Origin of the sequence: Salegentibacter holothuriorum (genome assembly GCF_900168045.1) — a bacterium.
Classification (GTDB): Bacteria; Bacteroidota; Bacteroidia; order Flavobacteriales; family Flavobacteriaceae; genus Salegentibacter; species Salegentibacter holothuriorum.
On sequence record NZ_FUYY01000001.1, the window covers coordinates 419,671 to 438,289 of the forward strand.

General features: G+C 35.6%; 19 protein-coding genes. 6 read left to right on the forward strand and 13 right to left on the reverse strand.

The genetic code is table 11. The annotated features are described in order from the left end of the window. Window positions 1-18: 18 nt before the first annotated feature. Window positions 19-1,389 (reverse strand): histidine--tRNA ligase, encoded by a 1,371-nt coding sequence (hisS, locus tag B5X51_RS01885; RefSeq protein WP_079719165.1) that lies wholly within the window; start codon window positions 1,387-1,389, stop codon window positions 19-21. 170 nt (window positions 1,390-1,559) lie between these two features. Here hisS and B5X51_RS01890 point away from each other — a divergent pair, with 170 nt between their 5' ends. After that, on the forward strand, window positions 1,560-2,807 hold the full coding sequence (locus tag B5X51_RS01890) for an ABC transporter permease (RefSeq protein WP_079719663.1): 1,248 nt from the start codon (window positions 1,560-1,562) through the stop codon (window positions 2,805-2,807). A 276-nt stretch (window positions 2,808-3,083) separates the two neighbouring features. Here B5X51_RS01890 and B5X51_RS01895 read toward each other — a convergent pair whose 3' ends face one another. The 4 genes from B5X51_RS01895 to rpsF form a co-directional block, all read right to left on the reverse strand. Next, a complete protein-coding gene (locus tag B5X51_RS01895; RefSeq protein WP_079719166.1) occupies window positions 3,084-3,560 on the reverse strand; it encodes a DUF6495 family protein in 477 nt (158 codons plus the stop codon). Window positions 3,561-3,712: 152 nt separating this feature from the next. Next, window positions 3,713-4,162 (reverse strand): 50S ribosomal protein L9, encoded by a 450-nt coding sequence (gene rplI, locus B5X51_RS01900; RefSeq protein ID WP_079719167.1) that lies wholly within the window; start codon window positions 4,160-4,162, stop codon window positions 3,713-3,715. A gap of 12 nt (window positions 4,163-4,174) precedes the next feature. Beyond that, the gene (rpsR, locus tag B5X51_RS01905; RefSeq protein WP_075327082.1) at window positions 4,175-4,474 is read right to left on the reverse strand and encodes a 30S ribosomal protein S18; all 300 of its coding nucleotides are present in this window, start codon (window positions 4,472-4,474) and stop codon (window positions 4,175-4,177) included. A 2-nt stretch (window positions 4,475-4,476) separates the two neighbouring features. Next, the gene (rpsF, locus tag B5X51_RS01910) at window positions 4,477-4,818 is read right to left on the reverse strand and encodes a 30S ribosomal protein S6 (protein WP_079719168.1); all 342 of its coding nucleotides are present in this window, start codon (window positions 4,816-4,818) and stop codon (window positions 4,477-4,479) included. Window positions 4,819-5,075: 257 nt separating this feature from the next. Between rpsF and B5X51_RS01915 the strand changes: the two genes are divergently transcribed. Beyond that, window positions 5,076-5,789: a LytR/AlgR family response regulator transcription factor gene (locus B5X51_RS01915; RefSeq protein ID WP_079719169.1), complete on the forward strand. Its 714-nt coding sequence runs from the start codon at window positions 5,076-5,078 to the stop codon at window positions 5,787-5,789. 123 nt (window positions 5,790-5,912) lie between these two features. On the opposite strand, the gene priA is transcribed toward B5X51_RS01915, so the two are convergent. The 5 genes from priA to nadC all read right to left on the reverse strand — a co-directional run bounded on the left by priA (window position 5,913) and on the right by nadC (window position 11,449). Then, window positions 5,913-8,366: a replication restart helicase PriA gene (priA, locus tag B5X51_RS01920; RefSeq protein WP_079719170.1), complete on the reverse strand. Its 2,454-nt coding sequence runs from the start codon at window positions 8,364-8,366 to the stop codon at window positions 5,913-5,915. Between the two features lie 262 nt (window positions 8,367-8,628). Next, window positions 8,629-9,066, reverse strand: coding sequence for a DUF2147 domain-containing protein (locus tag B5X51_RS01925; RefSeq protein WP_079719171.1), 438 nt, complete (start codon window positions 9,064-9,066; stop codon window positions 8,629-8,631). 11 nt (window positions 9,067-9,077) lie between these two features. Continuing rightward, window positions 9,078-9,641 carry a chalcone isomerase family protein gene (locus B5X51_RS01930; protein WP_079719172.1) on the reverse strand — a complete coding sequence of 188 codons (564 nt, stop codon included), beginning with the start codon at window positions 9,639-9,641 and terminating at the stop codon, window positions 9,078-9,080. 25 nt (window positions 9,642-9,666) lie between these two features. After that, a complete protein-coding gene (locus B5X51_RS01935) occupies window positions 9,667-10,587 on the reverse strand; it encodes a YihY/virulence factor BrkB family protein (RefSeq protein ID WP_079719173.1) in 921 nt (306 codons plus the stop codon). 4 nt (window positions 10,588-10,591) lie between these two features. Further along, entirely contained in the window at window positions 10,592-11,449 is an 858-nt protein-coding gene (gene nadC, locus B5X51_RS01940; RefSeq protein ID WP_079719174.1) for a carboxylating nicotinate-nucleotide diphosphorylase, read from the reverse strand. A gap of 51 nt (window positions 11,450-11,500) precedes the next feature. Between nadC and rlmH the strand changes: the two genes are divergently transcribed. From rlmH to B5X51_RS01960, 4 genes are all read left to right on the forward strand, one after another. Continuing rightward, window positions 11,501-11,974: a 23S rRNA (pseudouridine(1915)-N(3))-methyltransferase RlmH gene (rlmH, locus tag B5X51_RS01945; RefSeq protein ID WP_079719175.1), complete on the forward strand. Its 474-nt coding sequence runs from the start codon at window positions 11,501-11,503 to the stop codon at window positions 11,972-11,974. Between the two features lie 10 nt (window positions 11,975-11,984). Further along, window positions 11,985-12,557, forward strand: coding sequence for a non-canonical purine NTP diphosphatase (locus B5X51_RS01950; protein WP_079719176.1), 573 nt, complete (start codon window positions 11,985-11,987; stop codon window positions 12,555-12,557). 63 nt (window positions 12,558-12,620) lie between these two features. Further along, window positions 12,621-14,414 carry a DEAD/DEAH box helicase gene (locus B5X51_RS01955; protein WP_079719177.1) on the forward strand — a complete coding sequence of 598 codons (1,794 nt, stop codon included), beginning with the start codon at window positions 12,621-12,623 and terminating at the stop codon, window positions 14,412-14,414. 76 nt (window positions 14,415-14,490) lie between these two features. After that, the gene (locus B5X51_RS01960) at window positions 14,491-15,246 is read left to right on the forward strand and encodes a carboxypeptidase-like regulatory domain-containing protein (protein ID WP_079719178.1); all 756 of its coding nucleotides are present in this window, start codon (window positions 14,491-14,493) and stop codon (window positions 15,244-15,246) included. Here B5X51_RS01960 and B5X51_RS01965 read toward each other — a convergent pair. From B5X51_RS01965 to B5X51_RS15880, 3 genes are all read right to left on the reverse strand, one after another. Then, on the reverse strand, window positions 15,243-15,785 hold the full coding sequence (locus B5X51_RS01965; RefSeq protein WP_079719179.1) for an SRPBCC family protein: 543 nt from the start codon (window positions 15,783-15,785) through the stop codon (window positions 15,243-15,245). The genes B5X51_RS01960 and B5X51_RS01965 overlap by 4 nt on opposite strands. 22 nt (window positions 15,786-15,807) lie before the next feature. Beyond that, entirely contained in the window at window positions 15,808-16,467 is a 660-nt protein-coding gene (locus B5X51_RS01970; protein ID WP_079719180.1) for a TrmH family RNA methyltransferase, read from the reverse strand. A gap of 177 nt (window positions 16,468-16,644) precedes the next feature. Further along, window positions 16,645-18,603, reverse strand: a complete 1,959-nt coding sequence (locus B5X51_RS15880; protein ID WP_176132710.1) for a CHRD domain-containing protein — start codon at window positions 18,601-18,603, stop codon at window positions 16,645-16,647. Between the last annotated feature and the right edge of the window lie 16 nt (window positions 18,604-18,619).

The following is an 18,619-nucleotide window of genomic DNA, read 5'->3' on the forward strand; positions in this document are numbered from 1 at the left end:
TACTTATAAAATTAAAATTTAACCTAAAACCTTTATTAACTCTGCAAAATCTACTTTTTGCTGCTCGCCTGTTTTCATATTTTTTAAGGTAAATTTTTCAGCTTCCATTTCTTCCTCTCCAGCAAGTATTACAAACGGAATTTCGCGTTTGTTGGCGTAATTCATTTGTTTTTTCATTTTCGCGGTATCAGGAAATAACTCTGCAGTAATATTTTCGCTTCTCAGTTTATTTACCGCTTTTAGCGCATAAAGCGCTTCTTTATCACCAAAATTGATGAAAAGTGCTTTGGTATTTTGGGTAACTGCTTTAGGAAAAAGATTCATTTCTTCCAGAACCAAATAAATACGATCTAAGCCAAAAGAAATTCCAACGCCGCTCATATCTTTTAAACCGAAAATCCCGGTTAAGTCGTCGTATCTACCGCCGCCGCCTATAGATCCCATTTTTACATTTTCTGGAGCAGAAACTTCAAAAATAGCACCTGTATAATAATTTAATCCGCGAGCAAGGGTTACATCCAGGTCTAGTTTAGCCGTTTTCAATGGCATTTCAGCAATAGCTTTTTCAATAAATTCCAGTTCTTTAATACCTTCTTTTCCGGTTTCAGAAGAAGCCAGTATTTCTTTAATTCCTGCAATTTTCTCAGTAAAAGAACCGGTTAAACTAAAGATTGGCTGAATTTTTTCAATGGCATTTTCAGAAATTCCTTTTTGCAGCATTTCTTTCTTTACACCCTCTTCCCCTATCTTATCCAGTTTATCCAGTGCTACTGTGAAATCAATAAGTTTATCTTTTTCGCCAATAACTTCGGCAAAACCAGAAAGTACCTTTCGGTTATTGATCTTAATAGTAACACCTTCTAATTTTAAAGCTGAAAAAACTGCATCGTATAACTGCACGAATTCTACTTCCTGCCAAAGACTTTTGCTGCCAACTACATCTGCATCACACTGAAAAAATTCTCTAAAACGCCCTTTCTGTGGCCTGTCGGCTCGCCAAACCGGTTGAATCTGATAACGCTTAAATGGGAAATCTATTTCATTTTGATGCTGCACTACATAACGTGCAAAAGGCACGGTAAGATCGTATCGCAAGGCTTTTTCACTAATAGAAGAAGTTATTTTCAGGCTATCTCTATTTTCATAAGCCGCCGCATCTGCTTTCTTAAGAAAGTCGCCCGAATTCAAAATTTTAAAAATTAATCGATCTCCTTCTTCCCCGTATTTCCCCATCAGAGTATCAGAATTTTCAAAACTAGGCGTCTCGATAGGCTGAAAACCAAATTTCTTAAATTCTGTTTTAATTTTATCGAAAATGAAATTTCTTTTAGCGACTTCGGCCGGGTTAAAATCTCGAGTTCCTTTTGGGATAGAAGGTTTCTGTGCCATAAAATCTTTAGGGTATAAATACCAATTATTAGTTTAAAAATAGCGCCAAAATGCGCCTGAAACGATGCTGCAAATATCTTAAATTTTAAATGAACCCAAACAAATTTCAGATTTTAAGTAACATTCTTCCACTTATGAAGTCTAACTTAATAGCACCGAAAAAAAATTCTATGTTTGGGTTATTTAAAGAAAACATAAGCATTGCTTTTAATTCCATTAAAAGTCAGTTACTTAGAACCATACTTACCGTGTTGATTATTGCAATTGGCATTACCGCACTAGTTGGAATTTTAAGTGCGGTTACGGCTTTAGAAAACACTATTAGTAGTGATTTTGCCTCTATGGGTGCCAATACTTTTAATATTCAACGCTATGAGTTCAATTCTCAACGCCGGGGAGGCGGCGAAGTCGAAAAAATCAATCCTATAATCAGTTACCGGGAAGTACGGAAATTTGAAGAAAATTATCAATATCCGCAGGCGCAAACTGCAGTTTCTTTCACAGGAACTTCTGGTGCTGAAGTAAAATATATCAACGAAAAAACAGATCCAGAGGTAAGAGTGCTTGGTGTAAATGAGAACTTTCTTGAGAATTCTGGTTTAAACGTGGAAAAAGGCCGGGAGTTCAATATTTTTGATATTCAGAATAACAACAATGTAGTCGTGCTGGGCTCTGATTTCGCGAAACCCGAAGGACTTTTTAAAGGAAGCGATCCTATAGATAAGATAATTAGCATTAGAGGTGGCAAATTTAGGGTTATTGGAATTTTGGAATCTAAGGGTTCTACTTTTGGAAACAATCAAGATCTAAGGGTTTTAATGCCTATTCAGGTAGCGCGTTCTATGTTCACCCAACCAAAGATTAACTATGCCGTAAGTGTAAAAGTTGATGATAAAGAGCTGTTGGAAGGTGCACAAGATGAAGCGATTTTAACTTTTAGAAACATCAGAAAACTCAACCCTATAGAAGAAAATAATTTTGGTCTGGAACGCAGTGACGATCTTATTAACCGAATTTTCTCTATTACCAGCTACCTAAATTATGCAGCCTGGATTATTTCTATCATTACCATATTTGGTTCTTCTATAGCTTTAATGAACATTATGCTTGTAAGTGTAACCGAAAGAACGCGTGAAATTGGTGTTAGAAAAGCCCTGGGTGCAAAACGAAAAACTATTGCTACCCAATTTTTTATGGAAACCCTTATTATTGGACAACTAGGTGGACTTTTGGGAATTATCCTTGGAATACTAATTGGAATTGGAGTTTCTGCAGCCGCCGATTTTGATTTTACCACACCATGGGTTGCTATTCTCTGGGCTACAGGAATTACAATTTTAGTAGCTATTCTTGCCGGAAGTTATCCTGCAGCCAAAGCAGCAAAACAGGATCCTATAGAATCACTTAGGTATGAGTAGTGAGGAGTGAGGAGTGAGGAGTGAGGAGTGAGGAGTGAGGAGTGAAATTAGAGCTTTTCAATTACATTTCAATACGCTATGAAATTAATAATACAACTTATTCTCCGGAAATCACAGGGGTTTACAAAGCAATAATTACAGAGAATTTCCTGGCATTTTAGGGTCCGAATCACATAAATCTAGAGCCGAATAAAATCCGAGGCGAAGTAGATTTTCCTAACGAATCAATTTATCTCCAAATGATTGTCTAGTTTGTATTAGGGTATTATTTTAAATCTACCTGCTTTCTACCATTTTCTCAAAGTAGTTAAAAAGTTCACCTTTTGTAATATTTGCACCTTGCTTTATAAGTGCAAAAATATCTTTATTTCTATCCTCACTTAAAGCTTTAGAAGAAGTATAAATATTTACAGATTCGTTTAACAAATTAGTTTGTAACCAGCCATAACCTTTTCTTGTGGTTAGATCTACTCCTTCGTGCTCTATTTTAATGGCAATAAGATGAATCGTGACTTCGGTAATATGAAAAAGGTAAATTTGATTGGCTGAAAAATGTTCCAGGTATTCCACTTTATTTAGAACGCCTTCCCAAATAAGGTCACTAAAAACATCAAGCTCCTGCTCTGCCGCTTTTGGTTGCTCTTTTTTTATCTTCGCCCATTCATCAGCAGTAATAGATTGTGATGCAAGGAAATTAATAAATTCCTGCTTCATTTCTTCAAACTGTTCTTTGGTTAATCTGGAATATTTCATCTTCAAAAAAAATTAAAATAGATCCCGACCTGCGTCGGGATTAGTTCGACCTACTTATTTATTGCATAGCTTCGCTATTTATAAATTAGAGTCTCACTAAAATAAGAAAAGCCCACTACTGGAGCGGGCTTTTAACTGTATAATAAAATAAATTAAGCTTCAGATACTACATCAAAATTGTAAGTAGTCACTACTTCACGGTGAAAACGTAAAGTTGCTTCGTACTGTCCTAATCTCTTGATATTACCACCTGCAATGCTAATAAATTTCTTATCGATTTGGATTCCTTCTTTAGCGAAAGCTTCAGCTAAATCACCATTAGTGATAGATCCAAATAATTTGTCTCCAGCACCAGCTTTAGCAGTTAACTTAATCTCTACGTTATTAAGTTTTTCTGCTTGCTTCTTAGCTTCATCGATATGTTTTTGCTCTTTATAGGCTCTTTGCTTCAGGGTTTCAGCTAAAACTTTTTTAGCTGAAGGAGTTGCAAGATGTGCATATCCCTGAGGAATAAGATAATTTCTGCCATAACCGTTCTTAACGTTTACAACATCATCTTTAAAACCTAAATTATCTACGTCTTGTCTAAGTATCAATTCCATAATTGCCTCTTTTTATTTTAGTAAATCACCAACATATGGCATTAACGCAAGATGACGTGCTCTTTTAACAGCAACAGCCACTTTTCTTTGGTATTTTAAAGAAGTCCCTGTTAAACGACGAGGTAACAATTTACCCTGCTCGTTCACGAAACTCATTAACCAATCTGGATCTTTATAATCGATATACTTAATTCCAGACCTTTTAAAACGACAATACTTTTTCGTTTTACTAGTCTCTATATTAAGAGGAGTAAGATATCTAATCTCACCGTCTTTTTTTCCTTTTGCTTGTTGTTCAATAGATGTAGCCATACTTACGCTTTTTCTTGTTGTCTTCTATTTCTTCTTTTCTCAGCCCAGGCAATAGCATGCTTATCTAACTTTACAGTTAGGTAACGCATCATACGCTCGTCTCTTCTAAAAGCAAGTTCCAACGGCTCTATAGCCTCTCCTGGAGCTTTGAATTCAAACAGGTGGTAAAACCCGCTTTTTTTGTGTTGAACTGGATAGGCTAATTTTCTAAGCCCCCAATCTTCTTTCGATACCATCTCGGCCCCTTTAGAAACAAGAAATTCTTCGTATTTCTGAACTGTCTCCTTTATCTGCTCATCAGATAAAACGGGATTCAAGATGAAAACAGTTTCATAAGTGTTCATAAAAATTTACTTTAAATTAAATTGGGTGCAAAAGTAACTTATTTATTTCTATTCTCAAAGCATAAAAGTAAAGTAAATTCTACCTAATATGGCTGGTTTGTATTCTACTCTATCAATAATTTCCACATTGATAATAAAAGATTTAAAAATCAATTATATAGTTTAGAATAAAGTTTAAATTAATCCTACTTATATAAAGTTTATCTTGTAATTATGATATTTTATGTTTAATATTGTTTCTACTTAACCTAACTACCGTGGAAGAAATTTTACTCAAATGCCTTGTTGTTGACGATTCCAGCTTACAGCGTTTATCTATTGTAAAGCTGATTAAAGATCATGCTAACCTTAAACTTGTAGCAGAATACAACAATGCCATTGAAACTAAAAATGGTCTTCTTGATAATGAAATCGATTTAATATTTCTTGATATTGAAATGCCTGTATTAACAGGTTTTGAACTTTTAGACGATCTTCCTAATAAACCACAAATTATCTTTGTTACCGGGAAAACACAATATGCTTTTAAGGCTTTTGATTATGATGCGGTAGATTACATTCATAAGCCAGTAACTAAAGAGCGTTTTAACAACGCGGTTAATAAAGCGATAAATCTTTATAAATTAAAGCATCAAATCGCTGCAGCTCCAGAGGATGACGACTATATTTTTGTAAAAAGCAACCTCAAAAACCGAAAGGTTTTTCTAAACAAATTAAAGTACATCCAGGCTTTAGGAGATTATGTGAAATTTGTTACCGAAAAAGAAAATTTTGTGGTGCTCGCTACCATGAAATCTTTTGAAGAACAATTACCTAACGATAAATTTCTTAGAACACATAAATCATATATAGTAAACCTAGATAAAATTGAGCGTTACAATTCTAAGAACATTGAGATTGATAAGCAAAAATTACCGCTTAGTCGCCATAAGAAAACCAATCTAGTTGAAGCTCTAAGTGCTATTCAGTAAAATAATTTACTTCCCACGCAATTACCTTATCATCAACCTGAACTATTTTCAGGTTTTAACTTGTTACCAAAATAGATCCTAAAACAAGTTCGGGATAACATTCAAAAAAAGCCAGTCTAATTTTTATATAGGATCTACATTAATTACCACTTTTACGCTTCTAAAAGCTCCAATAGCTCTAAAGCTTTCCATAATTCGCTGTAACACTTGTTTTGTTTTCCCTAAAGACTGCTGCTGCGGAATTTTAAGTAAAATATTCTTATAATATTCATTTCTAATTCGCGAAACGGGAGGAAACTCCGGCCCCAAAACATTTTCCTTAAAAACGTTTTTCATCCCTTTAGCTAACCACTCGGCACCATCATTTGTTTTAGAGAAATCCCGGCATTTTAATGTTATTCTAATCAATCGGTAAAATGGCGGATACTTATAATTGTAGCGTTCTTCTAATTGATCCTTATACATCCCCCCATAATCTCCCATAGAAACTTGCTGTATTATTTGATGATGCGGGTTATAGCTCTGAATCAAAACTTTACCACGCTTCTTTGTTCTCCCTGCTCTACCCGCTACCTGGAGCATCAGTTGAAAACTGCGTTCGTGGGCTCTAAAATCGGGGAAATTCAACAAATTATCGGCATTCATTATTCCCACCAGGTTTACTTTCCTAAAATCAAGCCCTTTAGTTAGCATTTGCGTACCTATTAAAATATCTATTTCCTGTTGCTCAAAAGCATTGATCAATTTTTCGTAAGCATATTTCCCCCGAGTAGTATCCTGATCCATTCTCGCCGTTTTATAATCAGGGAAAATAGCTTTCAACTCGGTTTCAATTTGTTCAGTTCCGAAACCTTTAGTGGTGATTTCAGGACTATCACAGGCCATACATTTTTTTTGCATTGCTATATGATAACCACAATAATGACAACGTAACTGGTTATTATGGCTGTGATAAGTTAAACTTACGTCACAATTAGGGCATTGAGGAGAATGCCCGCAAGTATTGCATTCCAGGACCGGAGAAAATCCTCTTCGATTTTGAAACAAGATTACCTGCTCTCCAACATCCAGCGTCTCTTTAATTTCAGCGAGCATTCTATCAGAAAAATGCCCTTTCATCTCCTTCTTCTTATATTTGGTTTTTATATCTACAATTTCAATTTCGGGCTCCAGAACATCACCATATCTGCGATTTAATTCTACAAAAGCATATTTATGATGTTGAGCATTAAAATAAGACTCTAATGAAGGTGTTGCCGATCCCAATATGGTTTTTGCTTTGAATAAATTCGCCAAAACTACCGCAGCATCCCGGGCGTGATAGCGCGGTGCGGGATCAAATTGCTTAAACGAAGTTTCGTGCTCTTCATCTACTACAACCAATCCTAAATTAGCAAAAGGCAAAAATATTGAAGATCTCGCTCCTATTACTATACGCGCTTTTTCTGAATTTTCTAAAATATGTTGGTACACCTCCACCCTTTCGTTTACCGAATATTTGCTGTGATAAACTAAAACTTTATCGCCAAAATAGGCTCGAAGTCTTTCTATTAACTGAGTGGTTAAAGCAATTTCTGGCAAAACATAAAGTGCCTGCTGGCCATTTTCAATAACCTTTTCTATCAGTTTTATATAAATCTCTGTTTTTCCTGAGGAAGTAATTCCATGAAATAGACAAACATTTTGTTCTTGTAATCCGGCTTCTATTTCTAAAAAAGCTTGATTTTGAATTTCACTTAACTGAATCCCGGTTTGAAAAGATTCCCCTGAGAAAGTAACCCTATCAGTTTTTTCGTAAAACTCCTCGAGAATTTCTTTTTTGATAAGGCTTTTAATAATTGCGGCTGAAACGCCAGATTTATCACTTAAGTCTTTTACCTTTAAAGGTTTCTTATGCTGTGCTTTAATACTGAAAAAACTCAATAAAGCTTCTTTCTGTTTTGGTGCTTTTTCCAATTCATCAAGAAGCTGATGCATTTTAGTTTCATCATCATATTCAGCATTTAATCTAACATAGCGTATTTTTTTGGGTTTATACTGTTCATAAATCTCCTGATTAAGCACCACCAATCCTTTTTGCACAAGTTGATTAATAACAGGTAATACATTTTTTTTATCTAGAATTTTCATAACCTCCTGGATCTTTATTGAAGATTGCCGTTGTAAAGCTTCTATTACCAGGTATTCTTCATCTTCTAATTCGGCTTCTTCAATATTCGCATCTTTGGTGAGTTGCACAATACTTTCGCTTTCCAATAAAAAAGCACCAGGCAAGGCCGCCTTTAAAACCTCCCCTTCAGCGCACATATAATAAGACGCGATCCAGGCCCAAAATTTTAATTGATGCTCAGTAATTAAAGAAGTTTTATCTAAAATCTGATTTATAGGTTTAGCCTCATAAACCTGTGGTGGATTTTGATGAATTGCAGCGGTAATGGCGGTGTAAACTTTAGATTTACCAAATGGTACAGCTACACGCATTCCCTTTTTTAAAAAATTAGCTTCTGCTTTAGAAATTGCATATGTAAAACGCTTTTGCAGCGGCAATGGTAAAATAACATCTATAAAATACGACATATCTACTAAAGTAAATTACCTCGCGGAAAGCCCAGGAGGCATTAAATGGATTTTTTTTGAAAGCGAGGCAGGCCCCGGAATATTAAAATTTTGATTCCGGAGTAAAATACTCCAGAAAAAACCACATGGCATAAAGTTGAAAAAATAAATATTATAATTTAAGCTTAAGCACTATAAATCTTATTGGTGCGTAAGTTTATTCAAAAATAAAAACCATCCTTAAAAAAGAATGGCTTTTACAGTATTTAATTTCTTAGAAAATTTATTCGGCGCGTTCCCAAACTTTAGTCTTATAGAAAAAAGCGATATATCCACGAACGTTAAGCTTATCGGGGTGTTCCTCATTTACCCAAATTTTCCCTTTATATTCTTTTCCAGATTTTGGGTCAATTAAAGTACCATCTACATATTCGTCACCTTCTTTTTTAAAATCACGAATAACGTTTAGGCCTTCTATAGGCTGATTTTTAAGTTTCCCCGGGCACTCGGTGCATTTACGATCACGATGCTCTTCTTTGGTAATTCTTATTACTTTACCATGAACGGCATCATCTTTTTCATAAATCTCTACAATAGAATTTACACGACCGGCATCATTAACTACTTTCCATTTCCCAAAAACTTCCTGGGCCTGCAGTCCTGAAGATATCAGGATAGATCCAAAAAATAATAGATTAAGTAGGTTAAATTTTATTCTCATTATCTCAAAATTTATTGATTACCCAACATTCCCTTTTTTAGGTCTTTATCAGCCGGTTCATTAGAAAGCCATATTCCAAACAGAGCCTTCTTAAACTCCAACCCTTGAATAGTACCACTTTCTTTTCCATTTTTATAGATTACCGAACCTCTTTCAGGCAGATAAACAAGGTCAAAAATATCCCCTTTATTGATTTCATCTTCAAAAAAGCTGATAAATTTTTTGATCTCGGCAGAAATCGGTGCTGTCTTTCCACCGGTTGCATTTTCAAAACCTTCATTTACCGCATCCATCATTCGTTCACTGGTAATCATTTTGGAAACTATGTGCAATTTGAGTGCCATGGCTTCATCTTTACTCATTATTTCTGTTGCATTCCCAGATTTGGTTTTAAGATAGAGTCCGCCGGCATACATATCCATCCAGAATTTTTCTCTTACTCCCGCTCCATTAAGTACTAGTGTCTCAGAATCAAATTGCAAAGTATTGGGTAATGTGGCGTCACCTATTTCTGTTTGTGCTGAAATTGAGTTTAAGCCGAAAACGGCAACAAATAAAAAGAATATTGTTTTCATGTTTATGTGGTTTTAGGTTGTTAAGTTATTTAATTTTTTTCTTCATTTTTATTAAAGATGCATTTAATTCAAAGCCTAATAGCAATATATTAGAATTTAACCAGATATACACCATTAATATTAACAATGCACCAATCGAGCCATAAAGTTCGTTATAGGTAGAAAAATTTTCTATATACAACCCAAAAAGGTAAGTGAATATTAAAATTAAAAAAGTAGTAAAAAAAGCGCCTATAGAAAAGAATCGAGCCTGGCGTGCTTCTTTGGTTCCAAAATAATATAAAGTAGCTACTGCCGAATAAATGAGTAAAACAAAGACCAAATATTTAACAAAGGCGGCACTAAGCTCACTGAAGCCTATTCCTAAGTCATTAAAATCACTTATTGCATAGGTTAAATAAACCGCCAATATTACGGTGAGCAATAAAAGTAAAGCCATAATAAGCGAAACCCCTACAGCTACCATATATTGCCTTAAAATTGATCTATTGGCATTGGTGTGATAGGAAAATTCAAAACCGGTAAAGATTGCATTTATCCCATTGGTCATTAAAAAAATAGAAACAATAAACGCAATTGAAAGTAGTCCACCCCGCGGAGTATTGGCTATATCCAGAAAAATATCATTAAAAAATTCTGAGGTATTTGGAGGTAACAAAGAATCCATAAACACCAGAAATTGCAGCTGAAAATCGTCTATAAAATTAATGTAAGGAATAAGATTAAGCATAAACAGCAAAAATGGAAAGAGGGCCATAAAAAAACTAAAAGCAATAGCACTTGCTCTGGTAGAGAAAGTTCCTTTTATAATTCCACTGGAATATATTTCCCAAAGATCGTAAAGCGATAAACCATCAAAGCCGGGCAAAATTATCCCTTTGGTTTTATTTTCCCACCAACTTGAAAATTGTTCTATTTTAGATAGAAGGGCTTTTTTGGGAGCCATACATTTATATTGCTTTTAAACTGAGATCTAAATTATAAACCGAATGGGTTAATGCACCACTGGAAATATAATCTACACCACACTCTGCATATTTTCGAGCGGTATCAAGGGTAATTCCTCCGCTAGATTCTGTTAAGCAACTACCATTTATAAGTTTTACCGCCTGTCTTGTATCTTCGTAATTAAAGTTATCTATTAAAATACGATAAACACCAACGCTCTTTAGAATTTCTTCAATTTCCTTTAAATTTCTTGCTTCTACAATAATTTTAAGATCAAGTTGATTTTCTTTAAGATAAGCTTTGGTTTTATTTATAGCTTTTGTAATTCCACCGGCAAAATCAATATGGTTGTCTTTTAGCATAATCATATCATATAGTGCAAACCTGTGATTTTCTCCTCCTCCTATTTTTACCGCCCATTTTTCCAAAGCTCTAATACCGGGAGTTGTTTTTCTGGTATCTAATATTTTGGTATTTGTACCTTCTAATTTTTGAACGAAAGTATTGGTTTTTGTAGCGATAGCGCTCATCCTTTGCATCGCATTCAAAACTAGCCTTTCAGCTTTTAATATAGATTGCGAACTTCCTTCAACATAAAAAGCTACATTACCACGTTCTATAGTTTCTCCATCCTTAATTAAAACTTCAACTTTTAATTTTGGATCTACTTTTTCAAAAACTTTCAGGGCAAAATCAACTCCGGCAATAATCCCTTTATCTTTCACTAATAATTTCGCTTTACCTTTAGCTTCAGCAGGTATACAAGCTAAAGAGCTATAATCCCCATCTCCAACGTCTTCCCTAATAGCGTTTTCTATAATAAAATCTATTTCTTTTTCAAATTCTACTTTTGAGATCATTTTCAATACTTATTTTTGTAAATGTAGCAAAGTCTGCTTAAAATCTACCGAATGACGATAAAATTACTCTGTATAGGAAAGACCGATAATCGGGAGCTGAAGCAACTTATTGAGATCTATAAAAAACGTCTTCAATTTTATAATAAATTTGAAATTGATATTATTCCGGATCTTAAAAAGACAAAAAACCTGGATGAAAAACAGCAAAAAGAGAAGGAAGGTGAATTAATTTTGGCTAAAATTCAGAATTCAGACTTTTTGGTGCTTTTAGATGAAAACGGAAAAGAGTTTTCTTCAGAATTATTTTCTGAATATATTCAAAAGCGATTAAACAGTGGGCTAAAGCAACTTATTTTTGTAATTGGCGGGCCTTATGGATTTTCTGAAGCAATTTATCACAGAGCAGATGCTAAAGTTGCACTTTCACAAATGACCTTTTCTCACCAAATGGTGAGGCTTTTTTTTACCGAACAACTTTATCGTGCTTTTACCATCTTAAAAAACGAACCCTATCATCACCGATAAAACATAACTTATGGAACTTGTATTCGCCACACACAATAAAAATAAACTAGTAGAAATAAAGGCTCTTTTACCACATTACATTAAACTTTTATCCTTAGACGATATAGGCTGCAGTGAAGATATTCCTGAAACCGCAGATACTATAGAAGGAAATGCTATTTTAAAAGCAGAATATGTTAGACATCGTTATGGCTATGATTGTTTTGCAGATGATACTGGTCTTGAGGTAGAGGCATTAAATGGAGAACCCGGTGTTTTCTCGGCCCGCTATGCCGGAGAGGCTAAAAATGACAGCGACAATGTGAATAAACTACTCAAGAATTTAGAAGGCAAAGAAAATAGAAATGCACAATTCAAGACGGCCATCGCATTAAATTTAAACGATAATCAAAATCTCTTTACCGGAATTTGCAAAGGAAAAATAATAGAGGAAAAACGTGGCGACCAGGGATTTGGTTACGATCCAATTTTTGCACCCGAGGGTTTCAAAAAAACATTTGCTGAAATGCGCTTAAGCGAAAAATCAGAAATTAGCCACCGGGGGATTGCCTTTAAGGAGCTAATAGCCTATCTTTCAAAATAAAGGGAGTAGATAGGTGTATATTGCTATCTAAGCCGTACCTTTGCCGCTTATTTAATTTTTTATATGAACAAATTTGAACAATTAGGTTTAAACCCTTCTATTCTTAAAGCAGTCGAAGATATGGGTTTTACAGACCCAAGTGAAATACAGGAAAAAGCGATTCCTGTTTTACTAAATGAAGATACCGATATGGTGGCATTAGCCCAAACCGGTACAGGAAAGACAGCTGCTTTTGGATTCCCGCTTATCCAGAAAATAAACGTTAGTAAAAAACATACTCAGGCATTAATTCTTTCACCAACCCGTGAACTTTGCCTACAAATTACCAACGAATTAAAAAATTACTCAAAGTTTGAAAAAGGTCTTACTCCTGTTGCTATCTATGGTGGCGCCAGTATTACAGACCAGGCAAGACAAATTGAAAGAGGAGCACAAATTATTGTAGCTACCCCGGGGCGTATGCAGGATATGATTAATCGTAACCTGGTAGACATTTCTAAAATAGAATATTGTGTTTTAGATGAAGCAGATGAGATGCTAAATATGGGCTTCTTCGAAGACATTAAAGCAATACTCTCTCATACCCCAAAAGAAAAGCATACCTGGTTATTTTCTGCAACTATGCCTAAAGAAGTTGCAACTATCGCTAAGAAATTTATGCGTACTCCTATTGAAATTACGGTAGGATCCAAAAACCAGGGAACTTCTAATGTTTCTCACGAATATTATCTTGTTAATTCAAGACAACGTTACGAAGCTTTAAAAAGACTGGCAGATGCCAATCCAGATATTTTTTCTGTAATTTTTTGTAGAACAAAGAGAGATACTCAAAAAGTAGCCGAAAAGCTTATTGAAGACGGGTACAGCGCTGCGGCATTGCACGGTGATCTTAGTCAGAACCAAAGAGATTTGGTGATGAAAAGCTTTAGAAGCAAGCAAATTCAAATGCTAGTAGCTACAGATGTTGCTGCTCGTGGAATTGACGTAGATGATATTACACACGTAATCAACTACCAGCTACCCGATGAAATTGAAACCTATACTCACCGAAGTGGCCGTACCGGTCGTGCTGGAAAGAGTGGTGTTTCAATGGTTATTGTGACTAAAAGTGAAATGCGTAAAATAAAAAGTATTGAGCGTATTATTCAGCAAAAATTTGAGCAAAAAGATATTCCTGATGGAATGGAAATTTGCCGCGTACAGCTGTTTCACTTGGCAAACGATATTAAGGAGACAAAAATAAATCACGACATAGATTCGTATTTGCCTGCAATTAATGAAGTATTGGAAGATTTTACTAAAGAAGAGCTTATTAAAAAGTTCTTTTCTGTAGAATTCACTCGCTTCTTTAATTATTATAAGAATTCTGAAGGAATTAACTCTCCCTCTGCTCCTGCAGATGGTGGTGGTTCTGGAGATTCAACACGCTACTTTATCAATGTAGGCGCAAAAGACGATTTTGATTGGATGAGCCTTAAAGATTTTCTTAAAGCAACTCTAGATCTGGGTCGTGACGATGTTTATAAAGTTGATGTTAAGGATAGCTTCTCTTTCTTTAATACCGATGCTAAAAATACGGAGACGGTTTTAAGTACTTTTAAGGACTTTAAACATCAAGGCAGATTTATTAATGTTGAAGAAACTACAGATACCGGCGGACGTGGAAAACGCGGCGGCGGTGGGGGTGGCGGCCGTAAAGGTGGAAAATTCAACAAAGGCGGCGGCAAACCAGATTTTAAAGGTGGTGGTCGCAGACGCTCAGACGATTTTAAAGGTGGTTCGGGAAGAGGAAAAAAATCCGGTAACCGAAGCAAAAACGTAGAGAGTTCTATTAAAAGAAGACGCAATAAAAATTAAATTTACATCTGGCGCCTAAATTATCAATTATGGCATTGTTTTTTATAAGTATTTTATAATTTAGGCGCCAATTGTTATGAGAAAATTCCTTTTTACTTTTTTATTCCTTTTTTTAGCTTTTCAGGCATTCTCACAAGATGTTATTTCAGGAACCGTGATGAACGCTGCTGATGATAAACCTATTGAGAAAGTACACATTGTGAACCTCAACCAGGTGAAAGGTGCTGTTAGTGAAGAAGACGGAAGTTTTAAATTGCAGGCTACCGTTAACGATACGCTATATTTCTCTTACCTTGGTTTTAGATCTATAAAAGTTAGAGTTACTAACGACTGGCTTAAATATGGAAGTGTAAAAGTAAAAATGACGGAGTTAGGAATTGCTTTAGAAGAAGTGGTTCTTAAACCAGTTACCCTTACTGGATATTTAGAGATTGACGCCAGAAACATTCCCATTTATGAAAATAATCGCTACAGTATATCTGGCTTAAATGCAGGTTACGAAGGTGGAGATAATTCTGCGAGTGCGATTTCCCGAACTCTGGGAGCCATTTTTAATCCTGCCGATTTAATGCATAATATCTTCGGAAAAAAACCGAAGCAAATGCGGAAATTGAGGCAAATGAAAGAAGATGACGAGATTAGAAACCTGCTTAGAAATAAGTTTGATAGAGAAACATTAATTGCATTACTTCCATTAAATGAAGTAGAACTTAACGAAATTCTACAAAGATGCAGTTACTCCAAAGATTTCTTGAGATCTGCCAACGATCTACAAATTTTGGATGCCTTAAGTGGATGTTACGAAGAATATAAAGTTTTGCAGCGAGATTAAAACTTTACTTTTTTCTCCATTTTGGTTTTTAAGTTAATCAACCCTTTTTCAATATCCTGCCCCATTAGCTTATTAGGACTATAAAAAAGACTAATTACCGAAAGTGGAAAAGGCAAATTTCCTCTAATTCCCCAAACTACTTTAGACTTACCAGGTTCCAGCTCCTTTACTGCAAAATATGTGAGCATACTTACCTTTACCGGTTTTACAAAAAGTACCCTGGTTTCAAAAACCCTGGGATGTTTAACCTTTATAATTTTTTGAGTGCCTTCCCCTATTCCCTTATTATCTCCTTTCCAATAAATAGCCGCTCCAGGTTTGCCATCTTCTCCTTTTTGCTTTAAAATGGTATTAGGATATTTTGAAAACCAGGGTACCCAAAGTGGATGTTTCCTCAATTGTCTTACGTAGCTAAAAACTACATCGCGAGGAGTATTAATAACCATAGTTCGGCTAATATCATATCTTTTCTTTGCCCAGGCGTGTAGAAAAGCAATAAATGTAATAAACGCAATAAGTAGGTAGAAAAAGAGGGTCATTCGTTAAAATTATTCAACTAAATTAAGCATTTTCTGAATTGTATCGTGCTATTATTGAATCAGAGTTTTTAATACATTTTTTTAGCCATTCATATTTCAGGCTTTCCTTTTCCTTATTAGATAGTTCCCAGTTAATTTTGCTGTTTTTTAATGTGGAAGTAATGTGTTGTAAAACTATAGCTGCTGAAACTGAAATATTGAGACTTTCAGTAAAACCCACCATTGGTATTTTAATCCTACAATCAGCTTCATTCAGGATTTCTTCACTTAAACCATCTTTTTCTGTTCCGAAGAAAATAGCAGAAGGTTTTTCCACATTAAAATCCTCTAGTTTTGTACTTTCTCCATGCGGTGTAGTTGCCACAATTTGATAACCTTTAGCTCTCAATTCTCCAATACATTCTTTTGAATTAGCATAACGATTAACATCTACCCATTTTTGGGCGCCCATTGCTATTTCCCTGTCTATTCTTTTAGGTTTACGTTCTTCTATCACGTGAATATTTTGAAGTCCGAATACCTCACAGCTCCTAATAACCGCACTGGTATTATGAAGCTGATAAACGTCTTGCGTTGCCACGGTAAAATGATTGGTTCGCTGCGCAATTACTTTATTAAATAACTCGATGCGCCTTGGTGTAAGAAAAGTTTCAAGATGAGCCAGAAGCTTGTTTTTTTGCATAGATCAAAATTAAAAAACCCAACACTAAGTTGAGCATTTTAAAAAGGAATATTTTAAAAATTATCTCCTGGATAACTTAGAGACCTATAGTTTGTATCTGCAGATTATTATGCAGATAAAAGTAAAACCCGGCCTTATCGAGACCGGGTTTTATATTATAATTAAAAAATGAGTGTTCTAAGAATTAGAACCAACATTGCCCTGGGCAACAAGCGTTTCTAAATCCTCTGCACTTAAGTGCACATTTAGATAGCCGTCATATTCCAGAAGTCCGTTATAATCTATTGTTTCTCCATCTTCGCCATCAAATTTTGCCACATTCGTCATACTCATTCCTGTAGTTCCATTAACTAAATTTAAAGTAACTGCAATAGCTCCTGGAGCGTCTGCAACAGATCCTACGTGAATATGCGCAGGATGCATTCCACCATCAGGGGTTCCATCTAGCATAATGGTAACCAGGGTTTCACCACTCATTCTTTCTTCAAAAACTACAGAACCACTTATCCCGTCTACGGCTTTCTCATCTAGCTGGTAAGTTTTACTTTCACCTGTTAGTTCATTTGCACCAATATCGCCTTGTGCTACCAGCGTTGGTAAATCTTCTGCACTTAGGTGTACATTAACATAACCATCAAAAGCTAACACATCTTCGTAACCAAACTCGGTATCATCATTAAGCATACCTACATGTGTCATGCTCATTCCGGTAGTTCCATTAACAGGGTTAAATGTAAAGGCTATTGCTCCAGGACCTTCGGCTGCAGACCCCATATGAATATGCGCAGGATGCATTCCATCATTTGGAGTTCCATCTAACATAATAGTGGCTAAAGCTTCTCCACTCATCCTCTCTTCAAAAACTACAGAACCACTTATCCCGTCTACGGCTTTCTCATCTAGCTGGTAAGTTTTACTTTCACCTGTTAGTTCATTTGCGCCAATATCGCCTTGGGCTACCAGCGTTGGTAAATCTTCCGCACTTAGGTGTACATTCACATAACCATCAAAAGCTAACACATCTTCGTAACCAAACACGGTATCATCATTAAGCATGCCTACATGTGTCATGCTCATTCCGGTAGTTCCATTTACAGGATTAAATGTAAAGGCAATATCTCCAGGACCTTCGGCTGCAGATCCCATATGAATATGCGCAGGGTGCATTCCACCATCTGGAGTTCCATCTAACATAATAGTGGCTAGAGCTTCACCACTCATTCTTTCTTCAAAAACTACAGAGCCACTTATCCCATCTACGGCTTTCTCATCTAGCTGGTAAGTTTTACTTTCACCTGTTAGTTCATTTGCGCCAATATCGCCTTGTGCTACCAGCGTTGGTAAATCTTCTGCACTTAGGTGCACATTAACATAACCGTCATAAGCTAATACATCATCGTAACCAAACTCGGTATCATCATTCAATGCAGCAATGTTTGTTTTACTCATTCCGGTAGTTCCATTTACAGAATTAAATGTAAAGGCTATTGCTCCAGGACCTTCGGCTGCAGATCCCATATGAATATGTGCCGGGTGCATTCCGTCATCAGGAGTTCCATCTAACATAATGATGGCTAGAGCTTCACCGTTTACTCTTTTCTGAAACATTATATTTCCAGAGATTCCGTCTACAGCTTTTTCTCCAAGCATGTAATTTTTAGACTCTGCGGTAAGTTCATTTTCGCCGATATCACCCTGGGCAACCAAAGTGCCTAAATCTTCTGCACTTAAATGCACATTGATATACCCATCAAAATTAATAGCTTCTTCGTAGGTAATACCTGTTCCATCATTTAAAGTGGAAAAAGTTGTAGTGCTCATCCCGGTAGATCCATCTATAGGTTCAAAAGAGACGGCTATCTCCCCACCTTCAGCAGCTGTGTTGTAATGAATATGCGCGGGATGCATTCCGCCATCTGGAGTTCCATCTAATGCAATTTCAACAGTAGTACTGTTATCTTCATTTTCCATAAATGTAGCTGTTCCAGAAATAGAAGGATCAGCAACAGAAAAAAGTTCAAAAGATTTTGTTTCTCCTTCAAAATCATCATCAGGATCTACTGCATCATCATCACTGCTGCAGCTCATAAACATAAATGGAAGCGCTATAAAAATAGCAAGTAAAAATTTTTTCATCATCTAAAAATTTAGT